This is a genomic window from Buttiauxella ferragutiae, assembly GCF_022637515.1.
In the GTDB taxonomy this organism is placed as follows: Bacteria; Pseudomonadota; Gammaproteobacteria; order Enterobacterales; family Enterobacteriaceae; genus Buttiauxella; species Buttiauxella ferragutiae.
Map to the genome: position 1 here is coordinate 3,853,459 of NZ_CP093332.1, position 15,163 is coordinate 3,868,621.

The 15,163-nt window shown below is 51.0% G+C and carries 13 protein-coding genes and 6 tRNA genes; 16 read left to right on the plus strand and 3 right to left on the minus strand.

Features of this window, described 5'->3' with window-relative positions; all coding sequences use genetic code 11:
* Positions 1-89: 89 nt before the first annotated feature.
* From asnB to MNO13_RS17805, 7 genes are all read left to right on the plus strand, one after another.
* Positions 90-1,754, plus strand: a complete 1,665-nt coding sequence (gene asnB, locus MNO13_RS17775; RefSeq protein ID WP_064548661.1) for an asparagine synthase B — start codon at positions 90-92, stop codon at positions 1,752-1,754.
* A 251-nt stretch (positions 1,755-2,005) separates the two neighbouring features.
* Positions 2,006-2,082, plus strand: a tRNA-Met gene (locus MNO13_RS17780).
* A gap of 17 nt (positions 2,083-2,099) precedes the next feature.
* Positions 2,100-2,184 (plus strand) — tRNA-Leu (locus tag MNO13_RS17785).
* Positions 2,185-2,202: 18 nt separating this feature from the next.
* Positions 2,203-2,277 (plus strand) — tRNA-Gln (locus MNO13_RS17790).
* A 55-nt stretch (positions 2,278-2,332) separates the two neighbouring features.
* Positions 2,333-2,407 (plus strand) — tRNA-Gln (locus tag MNO13_RS17795).
* Positions 2,408-2,431: 24 nt separating this feature from the next.
* Positions 2,432-2,508: transfer RNA gene (locus MNO13_RS17800), tRNA-Met, on the plus strand.
* A 6-nt stretch (positions 2,509-2,514) separates the two neighbouring features.
* A tRNA-Gln gene (locus MNO13_RS17805) sits at positions 2,515-2,589 on the plus strand.
* A gap of 112 nt (positions 2,590-2,701) precedes the next feature.
* Here the strand turns inward: MNO13_RS17805 and ubiF are convergent.
* Positions 2,702-3,877: a 3-demethoxyubiquinol 3-hydroxylase gene (ubiF, locus tag MNO13_RS17810; protein ID WP_133522415.1), complete on the minus strand. Its 1,176-nt coding sequence runs from the start codon at positions 3,875-3,877 to the stop codon at positions 2,702-2,704.
* A gap of 135 nt (positions 3,878-4,012) precedes the next feature.
* Here ubiF and miaB point away from each other — a divergent pair, with 135 nt between their 5' ends.
* From miaB to MNO13_RS17855, 9 genes are all read left to right on the plus strand, one after another.
* Complete coding sequence (gene miaB / locus MNO13_RS17815; RefSeq protein ID WP_064548667.1) at positions 4,013-5,440, plus strand: tRNA (N6-isopentenyl adenosine(37)-C2)-methylthiotransferase MiaB; 1,428 nt, start codon at positions 4,013-4,015, stop codon at positions 5,438-5,440.
* A 200-nt stretch (positions 5,441-5,640) separates the two neighbouring features.
* Positions 5,641-6,702, plus strand: coding sequence for a PhoH family protein (locus MNO13_RS17820; RefSeq protein ID WP_064548669.1), 1,062 nt, complete (start codon positions 5,641-5,643; stop codon positions 6,700-6,702).
* Entirely contained in the window at positions 6,699-7,166 is a 468-nt protein-coding gene (gene ybeY, locus MNO13_RS17825) for an rRNA maturation RNase YbeY (protein ID WP_064548671.1), read from the plus strand. Before MNO13_RS17820 ends, ybeY begins: the two co-directional genes overlap by 4 nt.
* Before the next feature lie 99 nt (positions 7,167-7,265).
* Positions 7,266-8,144: a CNNM family magnesium/cobalt transport protein CorC gene (gene corC / locus MNO13_RS17830; RefSeq protein ID WP_064548673.1), complete on the plus strand. Its 879-nt coding sequence runs from the start codon at positions 7,266-7,268 to the stop codon at positions 8,142-8,144.
* 7 nt (positions 8,145-8,151) lie between these two features.
* The gene (lnt, locus tag MNO13_RS17835) at positions 8,152-9,693 is read left to right on the plus strand and encodes an apolipoprotein N-acyltransferase (protein ID WP_064548675.1); all 1,542 of its coding nucleotides are present in this window, start codon (positions 8,152-8,154) and stop codon (positions 9,691-9,693) included.
* Between the two features lie 366 nt (positions 9,694-10,059).
* Positions 10,060-10,971 carry an amino acid ABC transporter substrate-binding protein gene (locus tag MNO13_RS17840; protein WP_064548677.1) on the plus strand — a complete coding sequence of 304 codons (912 nt, stop codon included), beginning with the start codon at positions 10,060-10,062 and terminating at the stop codon, positions 10,969-10,971.
* 260 nt (positions 10,972-11,231) lie between these two features.
* Positions 11,232-11,972, plus strand: coding sequence for an amino acid ABC transporter permease (locus MNO13_RS17845; protein WP_064548679.1), 741 nt, complete (start codon positions 11,232-11,234; stop codon positions 11,970-11,972).
* On the plus strand, positions 11,972-12,646 hold the full coding sequence (gene gltK / locus MNO13_RS17850) for a glutamate/aspartate ABC transporter permease GltK (RefSeq protein ID WP_064548680.1): 675 nt from the start codon (positions 11,972-11,974) through the stop codon (positions 12,644-12,646). The genes MNO13_RS17845 and gltK overlap by 1 nt, the downstream gene beginning before the upstream one ends.
* The gene (locus MNO13_RS17855) at positions 12,646-13,371 is read left to right on the plus strand and encodes an amino acid ABC transporter ATP-binding protein (RefSeq protein ID WP_064548682.1); all 726 of its coding nucleotides are present in this window, start codon (positions 12,646-12,648) and stop codon (positions 13,369-13,371) included. The genes gltK and MNO13_RS17855 overlap by 1 nt, the downstream gene beginning before the upstream one ends.
* Before the next feature lie 59 nt (positions 13,372-13,430).
* Here the strand turns inward: MNO13_RS17855 and iolB are convergent, their stop codons facing one another.
* Positions 13,431-14,246: a 5-deoxy-glucuronate isomerase gene (iolB, locus tag MNO13_RS17860; protein ID WP_241939082.1), complete on the minus strand. Its 816-nt coding sequence runs from the start codon at positions 14,244-14,246 to the stop codon at positions 13,431-13,433.
* A gap of 23 nt (positions 14,247-14,269) precedes the next feature.
* Positions 14,270-15,160, minus strand: coding sequence for a myo-inosose-2 dehydratase (gene iolE, locus MNO13_RS17865; RefSeq protein WP_064548686.1), 891 nt, complete (start codon positions 15,158-15,160; stop codon positions 14,270-14,272).
* Between the last annotated feature and the right edge of the window lie 3 nt (positions 15,161-15,163).

Genomic DNA, 15,163 nt, shown 5'->3' on the forward strand with positions numbered 1-15,163 from the left:
CCGAATAGTGCAGCCAACACCCCTGCAACTTGAAGTATGACGGGTATAAACAATTTAATGGCTCACAGAAGCATTACGGAGAGAGTTCTATGTGTTCAATTTTTGGTGTTCTGGATATCAAGACCGATGCGGTCGAATTGCGTAAAAAAGCGCTTGAGTTGTCTCGTCTGATGCGCCACCGCGGCCCGGACTGGTCTGGTGTTTACGCAAATGATAAAGCCATTCTTTCCCATGAACGCCTCTCTATTGTTGACGTCAACGCTGGCGCACAGCCGCTGTATAACAAAGAAAAAACTCACGCACTGGCAGTTAACGGTGAAATCTACAACCACCAGGCGCTGCGCGCAGAATACGGTGACCGTTACGAATTCCAGACAGGTTCTGACTGCGAAGTCATCCTGGCGCTGTATCAGGAAAAAGGCCCAGAGTTCCTCGATGACCTGCAGGGAATGTTTGCCTTCATTCTGTATGACGAAACACAAGACGCTTACCTGATTGGCCGCGACCATATCGGCATCATCCCTTTGTATATGGGTTATGACGAACACGGCAACATGTATGTCGCTTCCGAAATGAAAGCGCTGGTTCCAGTTTGCCGCACCATTAAAGAATTCCCGGCGGGTAGTTACCTGTGGAGCAAAGATGGTGAAATCCGTAGTTACTACCAGCGTGACTGGTTCGAATACGATGCAGTAAAAGATAACGTCACCGACAAAAACGAATTGCGCCAGGCGCTGGAAGATTCCGTAAAAAGCCACCTGATGTCTGACGTACCGTACGGTGTGCTGCTGTCCGGCGGTCTGGATTCCTCGGTTATTTCAGCGATTACCAAGAAATTTGCCGCCCGTCGTGTAGAAGATGAAGAGCGCTCAGAAGCCTGGTGGCCTCAGTTGCACTCCTTTGCGGTCGGCCTGGTCGGTTCCCCTGACCTGATTGCGGCGCAAGAAGTGGCAAACCACTTAGGCACCGTGCACCACGAAATTCATTTCACGGTGCAAGAAGGCCTGGATGCGATTCGCGATGTTATCTATCACATTGAAACTTACGATGTGACCACCATTCGCGCCTCAACCCCAATGTATTTGATGTCACGCAAAATCAAAGCCATGGGCATCAAGATGGTGCTGTCTGGTGAAGGTTCTGATGAAGTGTTTGGCGGCTACTTGTACTTCCATAAAGCGCCAAACGATAAAGAGCTGCACGAAGAAACCGTTCGCAAGCTGCAAGCACTGCATATGTTTGACTGTGCGCGTGCTAACAAAGCGATGTCGGCCTGGGGTGTTGAAGCTCGCGTACCGTTCCTGGACAAAAAATTCCTCGATGTCGCGATGCGTATCAACCCGAAAGACAAAATGTGCGGCAACGGCAAGATGGAAAAACATATCCTTCGTGAATGTTTTGAATCCTATCTGCCAGCAAGTGTGGCATGGCGTCAGAAAGAGCAGTTCTCCGATGGTGTAGGTTACAGCTGGATTGACACGCTGAAAGAAGTTGCTGCGGGTCAGGTCACCGACCAACAACTGGAAACCGCAAGCTATCGCTTCCCGTACAACACACCAGGCTCTAAAGAAGCTTATTTGTACCGTGAAATCTTCGAAGAATTGTTCCCACTGCCAAGTGCTGCGCAATGTGTTCCTGGCGGCCCATCCGTTGCCTGTTCGTCCGCTAAGGCCATTGAATGGGATGAAGCCTTCAAAACAATGAATGATCCATCAGGCCGTGCAGTAGGCGTTCACCAGTCCGCTTACAAATAAGCGAGCAAAATTAGACACACGGGTCTACGGGCCCGTTTTTGTTTCTGCAATATCCCCAGCCCTTATTCGGGGTTTTTCATCAAATAAAACCACGAAATAACCGATAATTGACGAATATTGCATCAAGCTGTTCGTAAGCTAGTCAAACAGACAATTTCCGCGACTTTTCGGGAAAAAATTTGTTGACGCTAGAAGTCCAACTACGCATAATGCGCCCCGCAACGCCGATAAGGTTACGCAGAAAAAAAGAAGGCTACTTAGCTCAGCTGGTTAGAGCACATCACTCATAATGATGGGGTCACAGGTTCGATTCCCGTAGTAGCCACCATTATTCTTTTTTTTAGCGCGGGAGTGGCGAAATTGGTAGACGCACCAGATTTAGGTTCTGGCGCCGCAAGGTGTGCGAGTTCAAGTCTCGCCTCCCGCACCATTTAACGCGTTGCACGGATGGGGTATCGCCAAGCGGTAAGGCACCGGTTTTTGATACCGGCATTCCCTGGTTCGAATCCAGGTACCCCAGCCAATTTTTTTGATATAGCAGTTTTCGACATAGCACGTTAGTTTTGTGCGCCCTAAGTTGGGGTATCGCCAAGCGGTAAGGCACCGGTTTTTGATACCGGCATTCCCTGGTTCGAATCCAGGTACCCCAGCCAGTCGAAGAAATAGTTTTAAAATTAGGCTACTTAGCTCAGCTGGTTAGAGCACATCACTCATAATGATGGGGTCACAGGTTCGATTCCCGTAGTAGCCACCATATTTTTGGGGTATCGCCAAGCGGTAAGGCTCTGGTTTCTGATACCAGCATTCCGAGGTTCGAATCCTCGTACCCCAGCCAAAAATGAAAAGCTCGCTTCGGCGAGCTTTTTGCTTTTCTGCGTTTGAATAATCTCGTCTGAATTGAAGTCGGATGTTGCTAACGCTAATCCGACCTACGAAAAACTATCGACTCATAACCCTAACGCATACTTCAACGCCTGGCGTTTCAGTACACCGCCGCGTTCTGCTGCCATCAGCCCCAGATTTCTAATGACTCGCAGCGGCCCTAAGTTGTTACTGAAACCGGCGTAGAACAGATCCATGCCGCTTTGCATCAGGAAATTATCCGCTTGCCTGCGCGTCTGGTAGCGTTTTAACACTCGCGCATCCGCCCAATTCTCCCCATAACTACGCGCATTGATCATCACATCAAGCAGCGCTTCGACATCGCGATAACCGAGATTCACACCCTGCCCGGCTAACGGGTGAATGGTATGCGCAGCGTCACCAATCAGCGCCAAACCTTGTTGCGTGTATTGCAACGCATGGCGACGCGTCAGCGGGAATGCGCCACTGGCGACGGGAGTGACTTTGCCTAAGCGTTCAGGAAAATTCGCTTGAATGGCTTTTTGCAGCTGCGGCATCGACATATTTTGCAACTGGCGAATTCGAGCCGGTGAGTCGTACCACACCAGAGATGCCCAATTATCGAACAACGGTAAAAACGCATGCGGCCCTGCTGGTGTGAAATGCTGCCAGGTACTGTCGCCAGGCTGAGACTCGCACTTCACGGTAATTAACATGCAAGACTGGCGATATTGCCAGGCATGAATACCAATGCCCGCCCAGCGGCGCACCTGTGAATTCGCACCATCAGCACCAATCACCATCGGCACCGTTAAGGTCTGCTCATCCGCAAAGTGCAGCGTCCACTTCCCTGCTTGCCCGTGCATACGGTCAATTTGGGCCGGGCAGAGCAACGTAACGTTCGGATGGACTTCCAGCGCCTGCCATAAAGCCAGCTGCAAAACCTGGTTTTCAACCATATAACCCAGTTCTGGCAGTCCAAGCTCCTGGGCATTAAAGCTCACGTGTGCGCTTTCCCACTCCCAGGTTTCAAGCTGGCGATACGCATGTGTACGCATTGCCCGAATCGCCTGCCAGACACCTAGCGATTTCAGTAAACCCACTGACGCGCTGCTGATGGCCGAAATACGCACATCGGGTTGGCTTGTGGCGTCAAAGGCAGCAGGCGCCTGATGCTCAATCACTGCCACTTGAAAACCATTTTGCGCGAGACCAAGAGCGGCAGCCGCGCCGACCATCCCCCCGCCGACTACCGCAACATCTATTGGCTGGTTCAACATGATGATTTTGTCCTTAAATTGTCTATCCTGATTCTACCGGATTTTTACGCCGGTTTCGTAGGCTGGTCACATCAAGGCCAAAGCATTACAATACGCGGCCTGAATTCCTGGCTTTAACTGAGCAATGGCAAGTCGATGACAAAAAAACTCCATATCAAAACCTGGGGCTGTCAGATGAACGAATACGATTCATCGAAGATGGCCGATCTGCTGAACAGCACGCATGGCTATATCCTCACGGATAACCCAAAAGAAGCGGACGTATTGCTGCTCAATACCTGCTCTATCCGTGAAAAGGCCCAGGAAAAAGTATTCCATCTGCTTGGCCGTTGGAAACTCTTAAAGCGCAAAAATCCCGATATCATTATCGGCGTTGGCGGCTGCGTTGCTTCCCAGGAAGGCAAGCTGATCCGCAGTCGCGCGCACTATGTTGATATCGTTTTCGGACCGCAAACCCTGCATCGCTTACCGGAAATGATCAACAAAGTTAGTGGTAACCGTAGCCCAATCGTTGACGTCAGTTTCCCGGAAATCGAAAAGTTTGACCGTCTGCCAGAGCCAAAAGCCGATGGCCCGACCGCTTTCGTTTCTATTATGGAAGGCTGTAACAAGTATTGTACTTACTGCGTGGTGCCTTATACCCGCGGTGAGGAAGTGAACCGCCCGTGTGATGATGTGCTGTTTGAAATCGCACAGCTCGCAGCGCAAGGCGTGCGTGAAGTGAATCTGCTTGGCCAAAACGTGAATGCTTACCGCGGGCCGACTTTCGATGGTGGTATCTGTTCATTCGCAGAACTGCTGCGCCTGGTGGCGGCAATTGACGGTATTGACCGTATTCGTTTTACCACCAGCCACCCGATTGAATTCACCGACGATATCATCGAGGTTTATCGTGATACGCCTGAGCTGGTGAGTTTCCTGCATCTGCCGATTCAAAGTGGTTCAGACCGTGTGTTGAACCTGATGGGTCGTACCCATACCGCTCTTGAATACAAATCGACGATTCGCAAGCTGCGCGCAGCCCGTCCAGATATCCAGATTAGCTCTGACTTTATCGTTGGCTTCCCTGGTGAAACCCAGCAGGACTTCGAGCAAACCATGAAAGTGATTGCCGACGTGAATTTTGACGTCAGCTACAGCTTCATCTTCTCCTCACGCCCTGGCACCCCCGCCGCCGATATGGTTGACGACGTGCCAGAAGAAGAGAAAAAACAGCGTCTGTATATTCTGCAAGACCGCATCAACCAGCAAGCAATGGAGTTGAGCCGGAAAATGGTTGGCACCACACAACGCATTCTGGTTGAAGGCACGTCACGCAGAAACATTATGGAGCTGACCGGTCGTTCCGAACACAACCGTGGCGTCAACTTTGCGGGCACCCCGGACATGGTCGGTAAATTTGTCGATGTCGAAATTACTGAAGTGGCGACTAACAACTCACTGCGCGGAAAAGTCGTGCGCACCGAAGACCAGATGGGCCTGCGTATTGCCGAGTCTCCGGAGTCAGTTATTGCCCGCACTCGTAAAGAAAATGAAATCGGCGTTGGAATTTATCAGCCTTAATTCCTCCCTGCTTTGCCCGTCGGTTCACTAACGCCGTGAACCGACGGGCATTTTCAGTATTTGCACTTGCATTCTGAATCAGCCACCCAAATATCAAAAACCAGGCTTGCACCATCTTCACTCGCCGTAAATAATCTTTTTATGGCCTGCGTTAATGCAGCAACTCCTTCAACTGGCCCAGAGTGACCCCGAGGATAAGTTTGAATATCGAAACACGTGAAATTACGCTAGAACCCGCAGACAATGCGCGTCTGCTAAGCCTGTGTGGCCCATTTGATGACAACATCAAGCAGCTTGAACGTCGGCTGGGGATCGAAATCAACCGTCGCGACTATCACTTCAAGCTCACGGGTCGCCCGATTTTAGTAAACGCCGCGGCAGATATTCTGCGCAATCTGTACGTTGATACCGCACCGATGCGCGGCGAGACTCAGGATATAACCCCTGAAAAAATCCATCTCGCCATCAAAGAAATTCGCGTCCTGGAACAGTCTGCCGAAAGTGTTCCTGAGTACGGCAAAGCGGTCAATATCAAGACCAAACGTGGCGTTATCAAGCCACGCACGCCAAATCAGGCGCAATACATCGCCAATATTCTCGACCATGACATCACCTTTGGCGTCGGCCCTGCTGGTACCGGTAAAACGTACCTCGCAGTTGCTGCGGCAGTGGATGCGCTGGAACGTCAAGATATCCGTCGTATTCTGCTGACGCGCCCAGCCGTCGAAGCCGGTGAAAAACTGGGCTTCCTGCCTGGCGATTTAAGCCAAAAAGTCGACCCTTACTTGCGTCCGCTTTACGACGCCCTGTTTGAGATGCTCGGTTTTGAGCGCGTTGAAAAGCTAATGGAGCGCAATGTTATTGAAGTCGCACCATTGGCCTACATGCGTGGGCGTACATTAAACGATGCTTTCATCATTCTTGATGAAAGCCAGAACACCACCATCGAACAGATGAAGATGTTCCTGACGCGCATTGGCTTCAACTCCAAAGCAGTAATTACTGGTGATGTCACCCAAATCGATTTGCCAAAAAATCTGAAATCCGGCCTGCGCCACGCCATTGAGGTGCTGGCCGAAGTCGATGAAATCAGTTTTAACTTCCTTAACAGCGAAGACGTAGTACGCCACCCGGTGGTGGCACGCATTGTGAATGCCTATGAAGCGTGGGAAAACGCCGAACAGGTTCGTAAAGATGAACTCGCAGCAGAGCGCAAGCGAGAAGCGATGGCAATCAATGCTGCCGCTCAGGAGAGTAAATGAGTCAGGTAATACTGGATTTACAGGTCGCGTGTGAAGACGCAAGCGGCCTGCCAACGGAAGAACAATTTCAGACCTGGCTTGATGCGGTCATTCCACAGTTTCAGGAAGAATCAGAAGTTACGATTCGCCTGGTGGATGATGCAGAGAGCCACGATCTGAACCTCACTTACCGTGGGAAAGATAAATCCACCAACGTGCTTTCGTTCCCGTTTGAAGCCCCGCCAGGCATTGAACTTCCATTACTGGGCGACCTGATTATTTGCCGTCAGGTGGTGGAACAAGAAGCAAAAGAGCAGCAAAAACCGCTGGATGCACATTGGGCACATATGGTCATCCACGGTAGTTTGCATCTGCTTGGCTATGATCATATTGAAGATGAGGAAGCCGAAGAGATGGAATCCCTGGAAACAGAGATAATGCTTGCTCTTGGGTATGCTGATCCGTACATTGCCGAGAAAGAATAGTCTCTGTAGGGTTAACCCTTCTGAGCGCAGAACCGCAGGCAGTGCACGATTAAACTGCCTGTTATCAATTCATTATCGAGAGGCCTCAAACCAAACGCCATGAGCGACGACAACTCACAAAACAGTGACACGCCTGCCAGTAAGAAGGGATTCTTTTCCCTGATTCTCAACCAGCTATTCCACGGTGAACCTAAAAACCGTGACGATCTGCTGACACTCATCCGTGATTCTGAGCAAAACGATCTGATCGATCAGGATACCCGCGACATGCTCGAAGGCGTGATGGACATCGCCGACCAACGCGTCCGCGACATCATGATCCCTCGCTCGCAAATGGTAACGCTCAAACACAACCAGACGCTGGACGAATGCCTCGATGTGATCATCGAATCAGCACACTCCCGCTTCCCGGTGATCAGTGAAGACAAAGATCATATCGAAGGGATTCTGATGGCCAAAGATCTGCTGCCGTTTATGCGCAGCGATACTGAGCCATTTAGCATGGAAAAAGTGTTACGTCAGGCCGTTGTTGTGCCAGAAAGTAAGCGTGTTGACCGCATGCTGAAAGAGTTTCGTCAGCAGCGCTACCACATGGCGATTGTGATTGATGAGTTTGGCGGGGTTTCCGGCCTTGTGACTATCGAAGATATTCTCGAACTGATTGTCGGGGAAATTGAAGATGAGTACGACGACGAAGAAGATAGCGATTTCCGCCAGCTAAGCCGCCATACATGGACGGTCCGTGCTTTGGCCTCAATCGAAGATTTCAACGACACCTTCGCTACCCATTTCAATGATGACGAAGTGGATACCATTGGTGGATTAGTGATGCAGGCCTTTGGCCACTTACCTGCCCGTGGCGAAACCATTGAAATTGATGGTTATCAGTTTAAAGTCGCGATGGCAGATAGCCGCCGTGTGATTCAGGTTCATGTCAGAATTCCGGACGACTCGCCACAACCGAAACTGGAAGATTAATTTAAAGATGGCTATAGCCCTACTCCTTCGACGCCAGCGCGTTCGTCTATTGCTGGCGCTGCTTTTTGGTGCCTGCGGAACGCTGGCTTTCTCCCCTTACGATTTCTGGCCTGCCGCCATTCTTTCTTTGGCTGGGCTTCAGGGGCTGACTCTCAATCGCCGTCCTATTCAAAGTGCCTGGATTGGTTTCTTCTGGGGGCTGGGGCTATTTGGCTCAGGCATAAACTGGGTGTATGTCAGTATCGCGCAATTTGGTGGTATGCCTGGCCCGGTGAATATCTTTTTGGTGGTTTTGCTTGCCGCTTACTTGTCGTTATATACCGGCTTATTTGGCGGTTTCCTCAGTAAACTCTGCCCGAAAACGACGTGGTGGCGTGTGGCTATTGCAGCACCCATGCTATGGCAACTCACTGAATTCCTGCGCGGCTGGGTATTAACCGGTTTCCCGTGGCTGCAATTTGGTTATAGCCAGATTGATGGTCCGCTAAAAGGCATTGCGCCAATTCTTGGCGTCGAAAGCATCACCTTCCTGCTGATGGTTATCAGCGGCTTGTTGGTTTATGCACTGCATGAACGCAACTGGCGTCCTGCGGTCATTGCCGCTGCGTTGTTGCTGCTACCGTGGCCATTACGTTCAATTCAGTGGTATCAACCGCAGCCTGAACGCACCGTCGATGTCGCGATGGTTCAGGGCGATATTCCGCAATCCCTGAAATGGGATGAAAACCAGTTGCTGAATACGCTGAAGATTTACCTCGATAAAACACAGCCGCAGATGGGTAAATCCCAGCTGATTATCTGGCCTGAATCGGCAATCCCGGATCTGGAGATAAACCAGCAGCAATTCCTGACGATGATGGACGACCTGCTGCGCTCTAAACACAGCTCGCTGATTACCGGTATTGTTGACGCGCGTTTGAATAAACAAAACCGCTACGACACCTACAACACCATTATCACGCTGGGTGAAGGTAACCAGTACAGCTACAACAGCGCCGATCGGTACAACAAAAACCACCTGGTACCGTTTGGTGAGTTTGTGCCGCTGGAATCCATTCTGCGCCCGCTGGCCCCGTTCTTTGATTTGCCGATGTCATCATTTAGCCGTGGCCCGTATTTACAGCCACAGCTTGCAGCCAACGGTATCAAGCTCACGCCTGCTATCTGTTATGAAATCATCCTTGGCGAACAAGTGCGTGATAACTTCCGTCCGGACACAGACTTCCTGCTGACCATTTCCAACGATGCGTGGTTCGGTAAGTCGATTGGCCCGTGGCAGCATTTCCAGATGGCACGCATGCGCTCGCTGGAATTGGGTCGTCCACTGCTGCGCAGCACTAACAACGGCATCACTGCTGTGGTGAATGCTGATGGCGATGTCGATGCAGTCATCCCGCAGTTTACGCGCGAAGTGCTGGAAGCGAAGGTCACGCCAACGCGCGGTATTACGCCGTATGCGCGCTTCGGTGACTGGCCGCTATGGGGGCTGACATTGATATTTGGCTTTGCCTCAGTTCTGCTGGCTCTTCGTTCTCGTCGCAAGTTTTAACCCCGCATCATCCTAAAAATGGCCAGCTACTGCTGGCCTTTTTTATTTCTGGCACAACCTTTGCAAATATTTACTCATTAGAAACAAACAAAATGCTGAAACCAAACCCTATGGGTAGCAGGAAGCATTGAGCTGCACCAAACAATGACATTACGAGCACTAAAGTAGTGCAAGGAGATATTTTTGCCTTTAAACGGTGCGGCGCACTTCGCAAAAATAAACATCTGGATAGCAAATTCTTTACATCAAGCTATGTTAAATGTTAACAAAAGAACAAGTTTCACCCTGTTTTAGTAACACACAACAACAAAATAACATTCACATCAGGTATCAATGCCCTGTGGCATTAGGACAAAGGAGTTGGTCATGCAATTACGTAAACTAGCCTCAGCTTTGCTGGTTATGGGTTTAGGCGCGGGTATCGCGCACGCTGAAGATGCGAAACCTGCTGCTCAACAAAGCACTCTGGATAAGATTGCCGCTAATGGCGTTATTGTGGTCGGTCACCGTGAATCTTCCGTTCCTTTCTCTTACTACGATAATCAACAGAAAGTGGTCGGCTATTCACAGGCTTATTCCAATGCCATCGTTGAAGCGGTAAAGAAAAAACTCAACAAACCTGACCTGCAAGTTAAGTTGATCCCGATTACCTCTCAGAACCGTATTCCATTGCTGCAAAACGGGACTTTCGATTTTGAGTGCGGTTCAACCACCAATAACCTGGAACGCCAGAAACAAGCCTCGTTCTCCAACACTATCTTCGTGGTAGGTACTCGTTTGCTGGTTAAGAAAGGCGGCGAGATTAAAGACTTTGCCGATCTGAAAGGCAAAGCGGTGGTTGTGACCTCCGGTACCACTTCTGAAGTTCTGCTTAACAAGCTGAATGAAGAGAAGAAAATGGACATGCGCATTATCAGCGCCAAAGACCACGGTGACTCGTTCCGCACCCTGGAAAGTGGCCGTGCTGTCGCCTTTATGATGGATGATGCCCTGTTAGCCGGTGAGCGTGCAAAAGCGAAGAAACAGGATAACTGGGAAATCGTTGGCACTCCGCAATCACACGAAGCGTACGGCTGTATGTTGCGTAAAGACGATGCTGATTTTAAAAAGCTGATGGATGACACCATTGCTCAGACACAAACGTCCGGTGAAGCAGCTAAATGGTTCGATAAGTGGTTCATGAACCCAATCCCACCGAAAAACATCAACATGAACTTCGCGCTGTCTGACGACATGAAAGCCTTGTTCAAAACACCAAACGATAAAGCAGTTAATTAATCATACCCGTTAGCATTCGAGTTGCAGCCAACACCCCTGCAGCTTGAAGGATGACGGGTATAGAACCAGGGGCCGGGATGACCTTGCCCTCTCGATTGACGAACTGAAGCTCGGACAGACTATGCGTTGGATGGCCGTTCCCCATCCGACGTGAAAGTACCCAAAAATCTCAGGCTATGACCTGAAATACGGGTACAAGCTTCTCATCAATCTTCGAGGGTAGCGTGACTGCTACCCTCAATTTTTTCATGGAGTACGTTATGTCTATAGACTGGAACTGGGGAATATTTCTACAGCCCGCCCCGTTCGGCAACACCACTTATCTGGGCTGGATCTGGAATGGCTTCCAGGTCACCGTCGCCTTGTCCATCTGCGCATGGATAATCGCTTTCTTTGTCGGCTCACTGTTCGGTATTTTGCGTACCGTCCCGAATAAATGGCTTTCGGGTATGGGCACACTGTATGTCGAGTTATTCCGTAATGTGCCGCTTATCGTGCAGTTTTTTACCTGGTACTTAGTGGTGCCGGAATTACTGCCCGAAAACCTCGGCATGTGGTTTAAGTCTGAGCTTGACCCGAATATACAATTCTTCCTCTCGTCGATGATTTGCCTCGGTCTGTTTACCGCCGCTCGTGTCTGCGAACAAGTTCGTGCTGCTATTCAATCGCTACCTCGCGGGCAGAAAAACGCGGCACTCGCGATGGGGCTGACCCTGCCGCAAGCCTATCGTTATGTTTTGCTACCGAATGCCTACCGCGTGATTGTGCCGCCAATGACCTCTGAGATGATGAACCTGGTGAAGAACTCGGCCATCGCATCAACCATTGGCCTGGTCGATATGGCCGCGCAAGCCGGTAAATTGCTCGACTACTCTGCTCACGCCTACGAATCATTTACCGCCATCACACTCGCTTATGTGCTGATTAACGCCGTGATTATGCTGGTGATGTATGTGGTTGAACGTAAAATTCGCCTGCCTGGCAACATGGGAGGCAAATAATGTACGATTTTGACTGGACTTCAATTTTACCCGCTATGCCATACCTGATTCAGGGGTTAATTATCACCCTGAAAATCACGGTCACTGCGGTGGTCATCGGTATCGTGTGGGGAACCTTGCTGGCAGTGATGCGCCTGTCGCCAATCAAGCCAATCGCCTGGTTTGCCAGCGCCTACGTCAACGTTTTCCGTTCTATCCCGCTGGTGATGGTGCTGCTGTGGTTCTATCTGGTGGTGCCGGGGTTCTTACAGAAAGTGTTGGGGCTTTCGCCACAGACGGACATCCGCCTGATTTCGGCGATGGTCGCCTTCTCGATGTTTGAAGCCGCCTACTATTCCGAAATTATTCGTGCCGGTATTCAGAGCATTTCACGCGGGCAGTCTCATGCCGCGCTGGCGCTCGGGATGACACACTGGCAGTCAATGAAACTGATTATCCTGCCACAAGCCTTCCGCGCGATGGTGCCGTTACTGTTAACCCAGGGCATCGTCTTATTCCAGGATACGTCGTTGGTATATGTATTAAGCCTGGCTGATTTCTTCCGTACCGCGACCACCATTGGCGAGCGCGACGGAACCCAGGTTGAGATGATTCTGTTTGCCGGTTTGGTGTATTTCGTCATCAGTTTGAGTGCTTCGCTGTTGGTTACCTACTTGAAGAAAAGGACAGTGTAATGATTTCCCTGAAAAATGTTTCTAAATGGTACGGTCACTTTCAGGTGCTAACCGACTGCTCAACGAGCGTTAAAAAAGGCGAAGTGGTGGTAGTTTGTGGGCCGTCTGGTTCCGGTAAATCAACACTGATCAAAACCGTCAACGGTCTGGAACCGGTGCAAAAAGGCGAGATCGTGGTAAACGGCACGCAGGTAAACCACAAGAAAACCAATCTGGCTGAATTGCGTTCGCACGTTGGCATGGTGTTCCAACACTTTGAGCTTTTCCCGCATCTGTCGATTATTGAAAACCTGACGCTGGCACAAGTGAAAGTGCTGAAGCGCAACAAAGAAGAGTCGCGTAAAAAAGGGCTTAAGTTGCTCGAGCGCGTTGGGCTGACGGCGCATGCCGATAAGTTCCCGGCGCAGCTTTCCGGCGGCCAGCAGCAACGTGTGGCGATTGCGCGCGCGTTGTGTATGGACCCGGTTGCCATGCTGTTTGACGAACCAACTTCCGCACTTGATCCCGAGATGATCAACGAAGTGCTGGACGTGATGGTCGAACTGGCAAACGAAGGCATGACCATGATGGTGGTGACACACGAAATGGGCTTTGCCCGTAAAGTGGCGAACCGCGTGATCTTTATGGATGAAGGGAAGATTGTCGAAGATTCCAATAAAGAAGACTTCTTCAACAATCCGCAGTCTGAGCGAGCGAAAGACTTCCTGGCGAAAATCCTGCACTAAAAGCCTAAAAAAAGGGTGGATGCTATATGGCATCCACCCTTTTCAGTTAAAAGCCGCGTCTACCCCTGATATTCCTCGCTATTTACCCAGGCATGATCCTGCTCCCAGGTAAACATCCACTTGCGAACCGGCCCAGCCATCACGTTCAAATAATAGCTGTCATAACCCGCCATAGTGGCCACCGGATGATATCCCTTCGGCACCTTCACCACGTCTTTGTCATAGACCGCCATGCACTCGTCCAGTGAACGGTCATCGGTATACACACGCTGCATACAGAAACCCTGCGACGGGTTGAGGCGATGGTAATACGTCTCCTCAAGATAGGTTTCGTTGGGCGGGTTATCCGTGTCGTGCTTATGGCTGGGATAAGAGCTGGTGCAGCCTTCATTGGTATACACCTCGACAACCAACAAGCTGTCGGCGGCTTTATCTTCCGGCAGAATATTATGCACATAGCGCTGGTTATGGCCTTTACCCCGCGCCTCGGCAGCAATATCTTGCGGCGCGATAAGCCGTGTTTTGTGCGTGCCTTTACCCGGTGCCGAACATACCGCCAGTTCAAGCTGGGTCAGCGCTTCGACTTGCACCGTTTCGCCGCTTGTGACATACACCGCCCACGGTTTACGCCGCTCAAACGGGCTCATACGGCCACCAATTTCCGGGAAACGTGCATAAGGCGTGTCGATGGTGGCGCGTCCTGCCACCAACACCAGGCAACGCTCGTCATCCACTGCGGGCAATTCCAGGCGCTGCCCTTCACGCAGTTGATAAACGTCAAAACCGACATATCCCCAGCCTGCCGTATGCGGCGTAATGTGTTGCGTACGCCCCTGCTCGTCTGGCTGTTGCCAGCGCGAAAGTAATCTGGACATCGGTACTCCTTAAATCAGCACAGTTAAATCAGCCCGGCATCCCGCGCCAGTTTGCTGAGGTTGTTGTAGCCCAGGCGTGCGTAAGTCAGCGGATGGGCGATCGCCGGATCTTGCTCCGCTTCCACCACCAGCCAGCCGCTGTAACCTTGTTTTTTCAGCAGCGCCATAATCGGCGGGTAATCCACGCAACCGTCGCCCGGTACGGTGAAAACGCCACTCAACACGGCATCGAGGAAACTGGTCTTGCGGTTTTTAACATCCGCCAGCACGTCAGCGCGCACGTCTTTGCAGTGCACATGATTGATGCGCTCAATCCAGCGCTCGGCGACTTTCAGCGGCGAAGCCCCGGCAAAAGTCAGGTGACCGGTATCGAGCAACAAACCGACTTCTGGCCCGGTGTGAGTCATCAGGTTATCCACATCCTGAGCGCTCTCAATCACTGTTCCCATATGGTGATGGTAGGCAATTTGTACGCCCTGTTGTTGGGTGTAGCGCGCAAAAGCCGTCAGCTTTTCGCCATATTCTGCCCAACGTTCAGCAGGGAAACGCGGGCGCAGGTGAACCGGCGTTTGCTGCTCACCGTGAATACAACCAGAGACTTCAGCAAACACCAGCACCTTTGCCCCCAGTTCGCGCAGCAGAGTTAAATGGGGCTGCACCGCCTCAATTTCTTCTTCAACGGAACGTTCCAGCAGGCGGCCCGAGTACCAGCCGGAGACCAGTTTCAGCTGATGCTTATCCAGAATTGGCCCCAGAACACGCGCCTCACGCGGGAATTTATTCCCCAGTTCAAAGCCTGCAAAACCGGCTTCTTTCCCTTCGCTCAGGCAAGTTTCCAGCGAAGTGTCAGCACCCAGTGAAGGCAGGTCGTCATTGGTCCAGGTCAGTGGGTTAATGCCTAAATGTACAGTCATGAT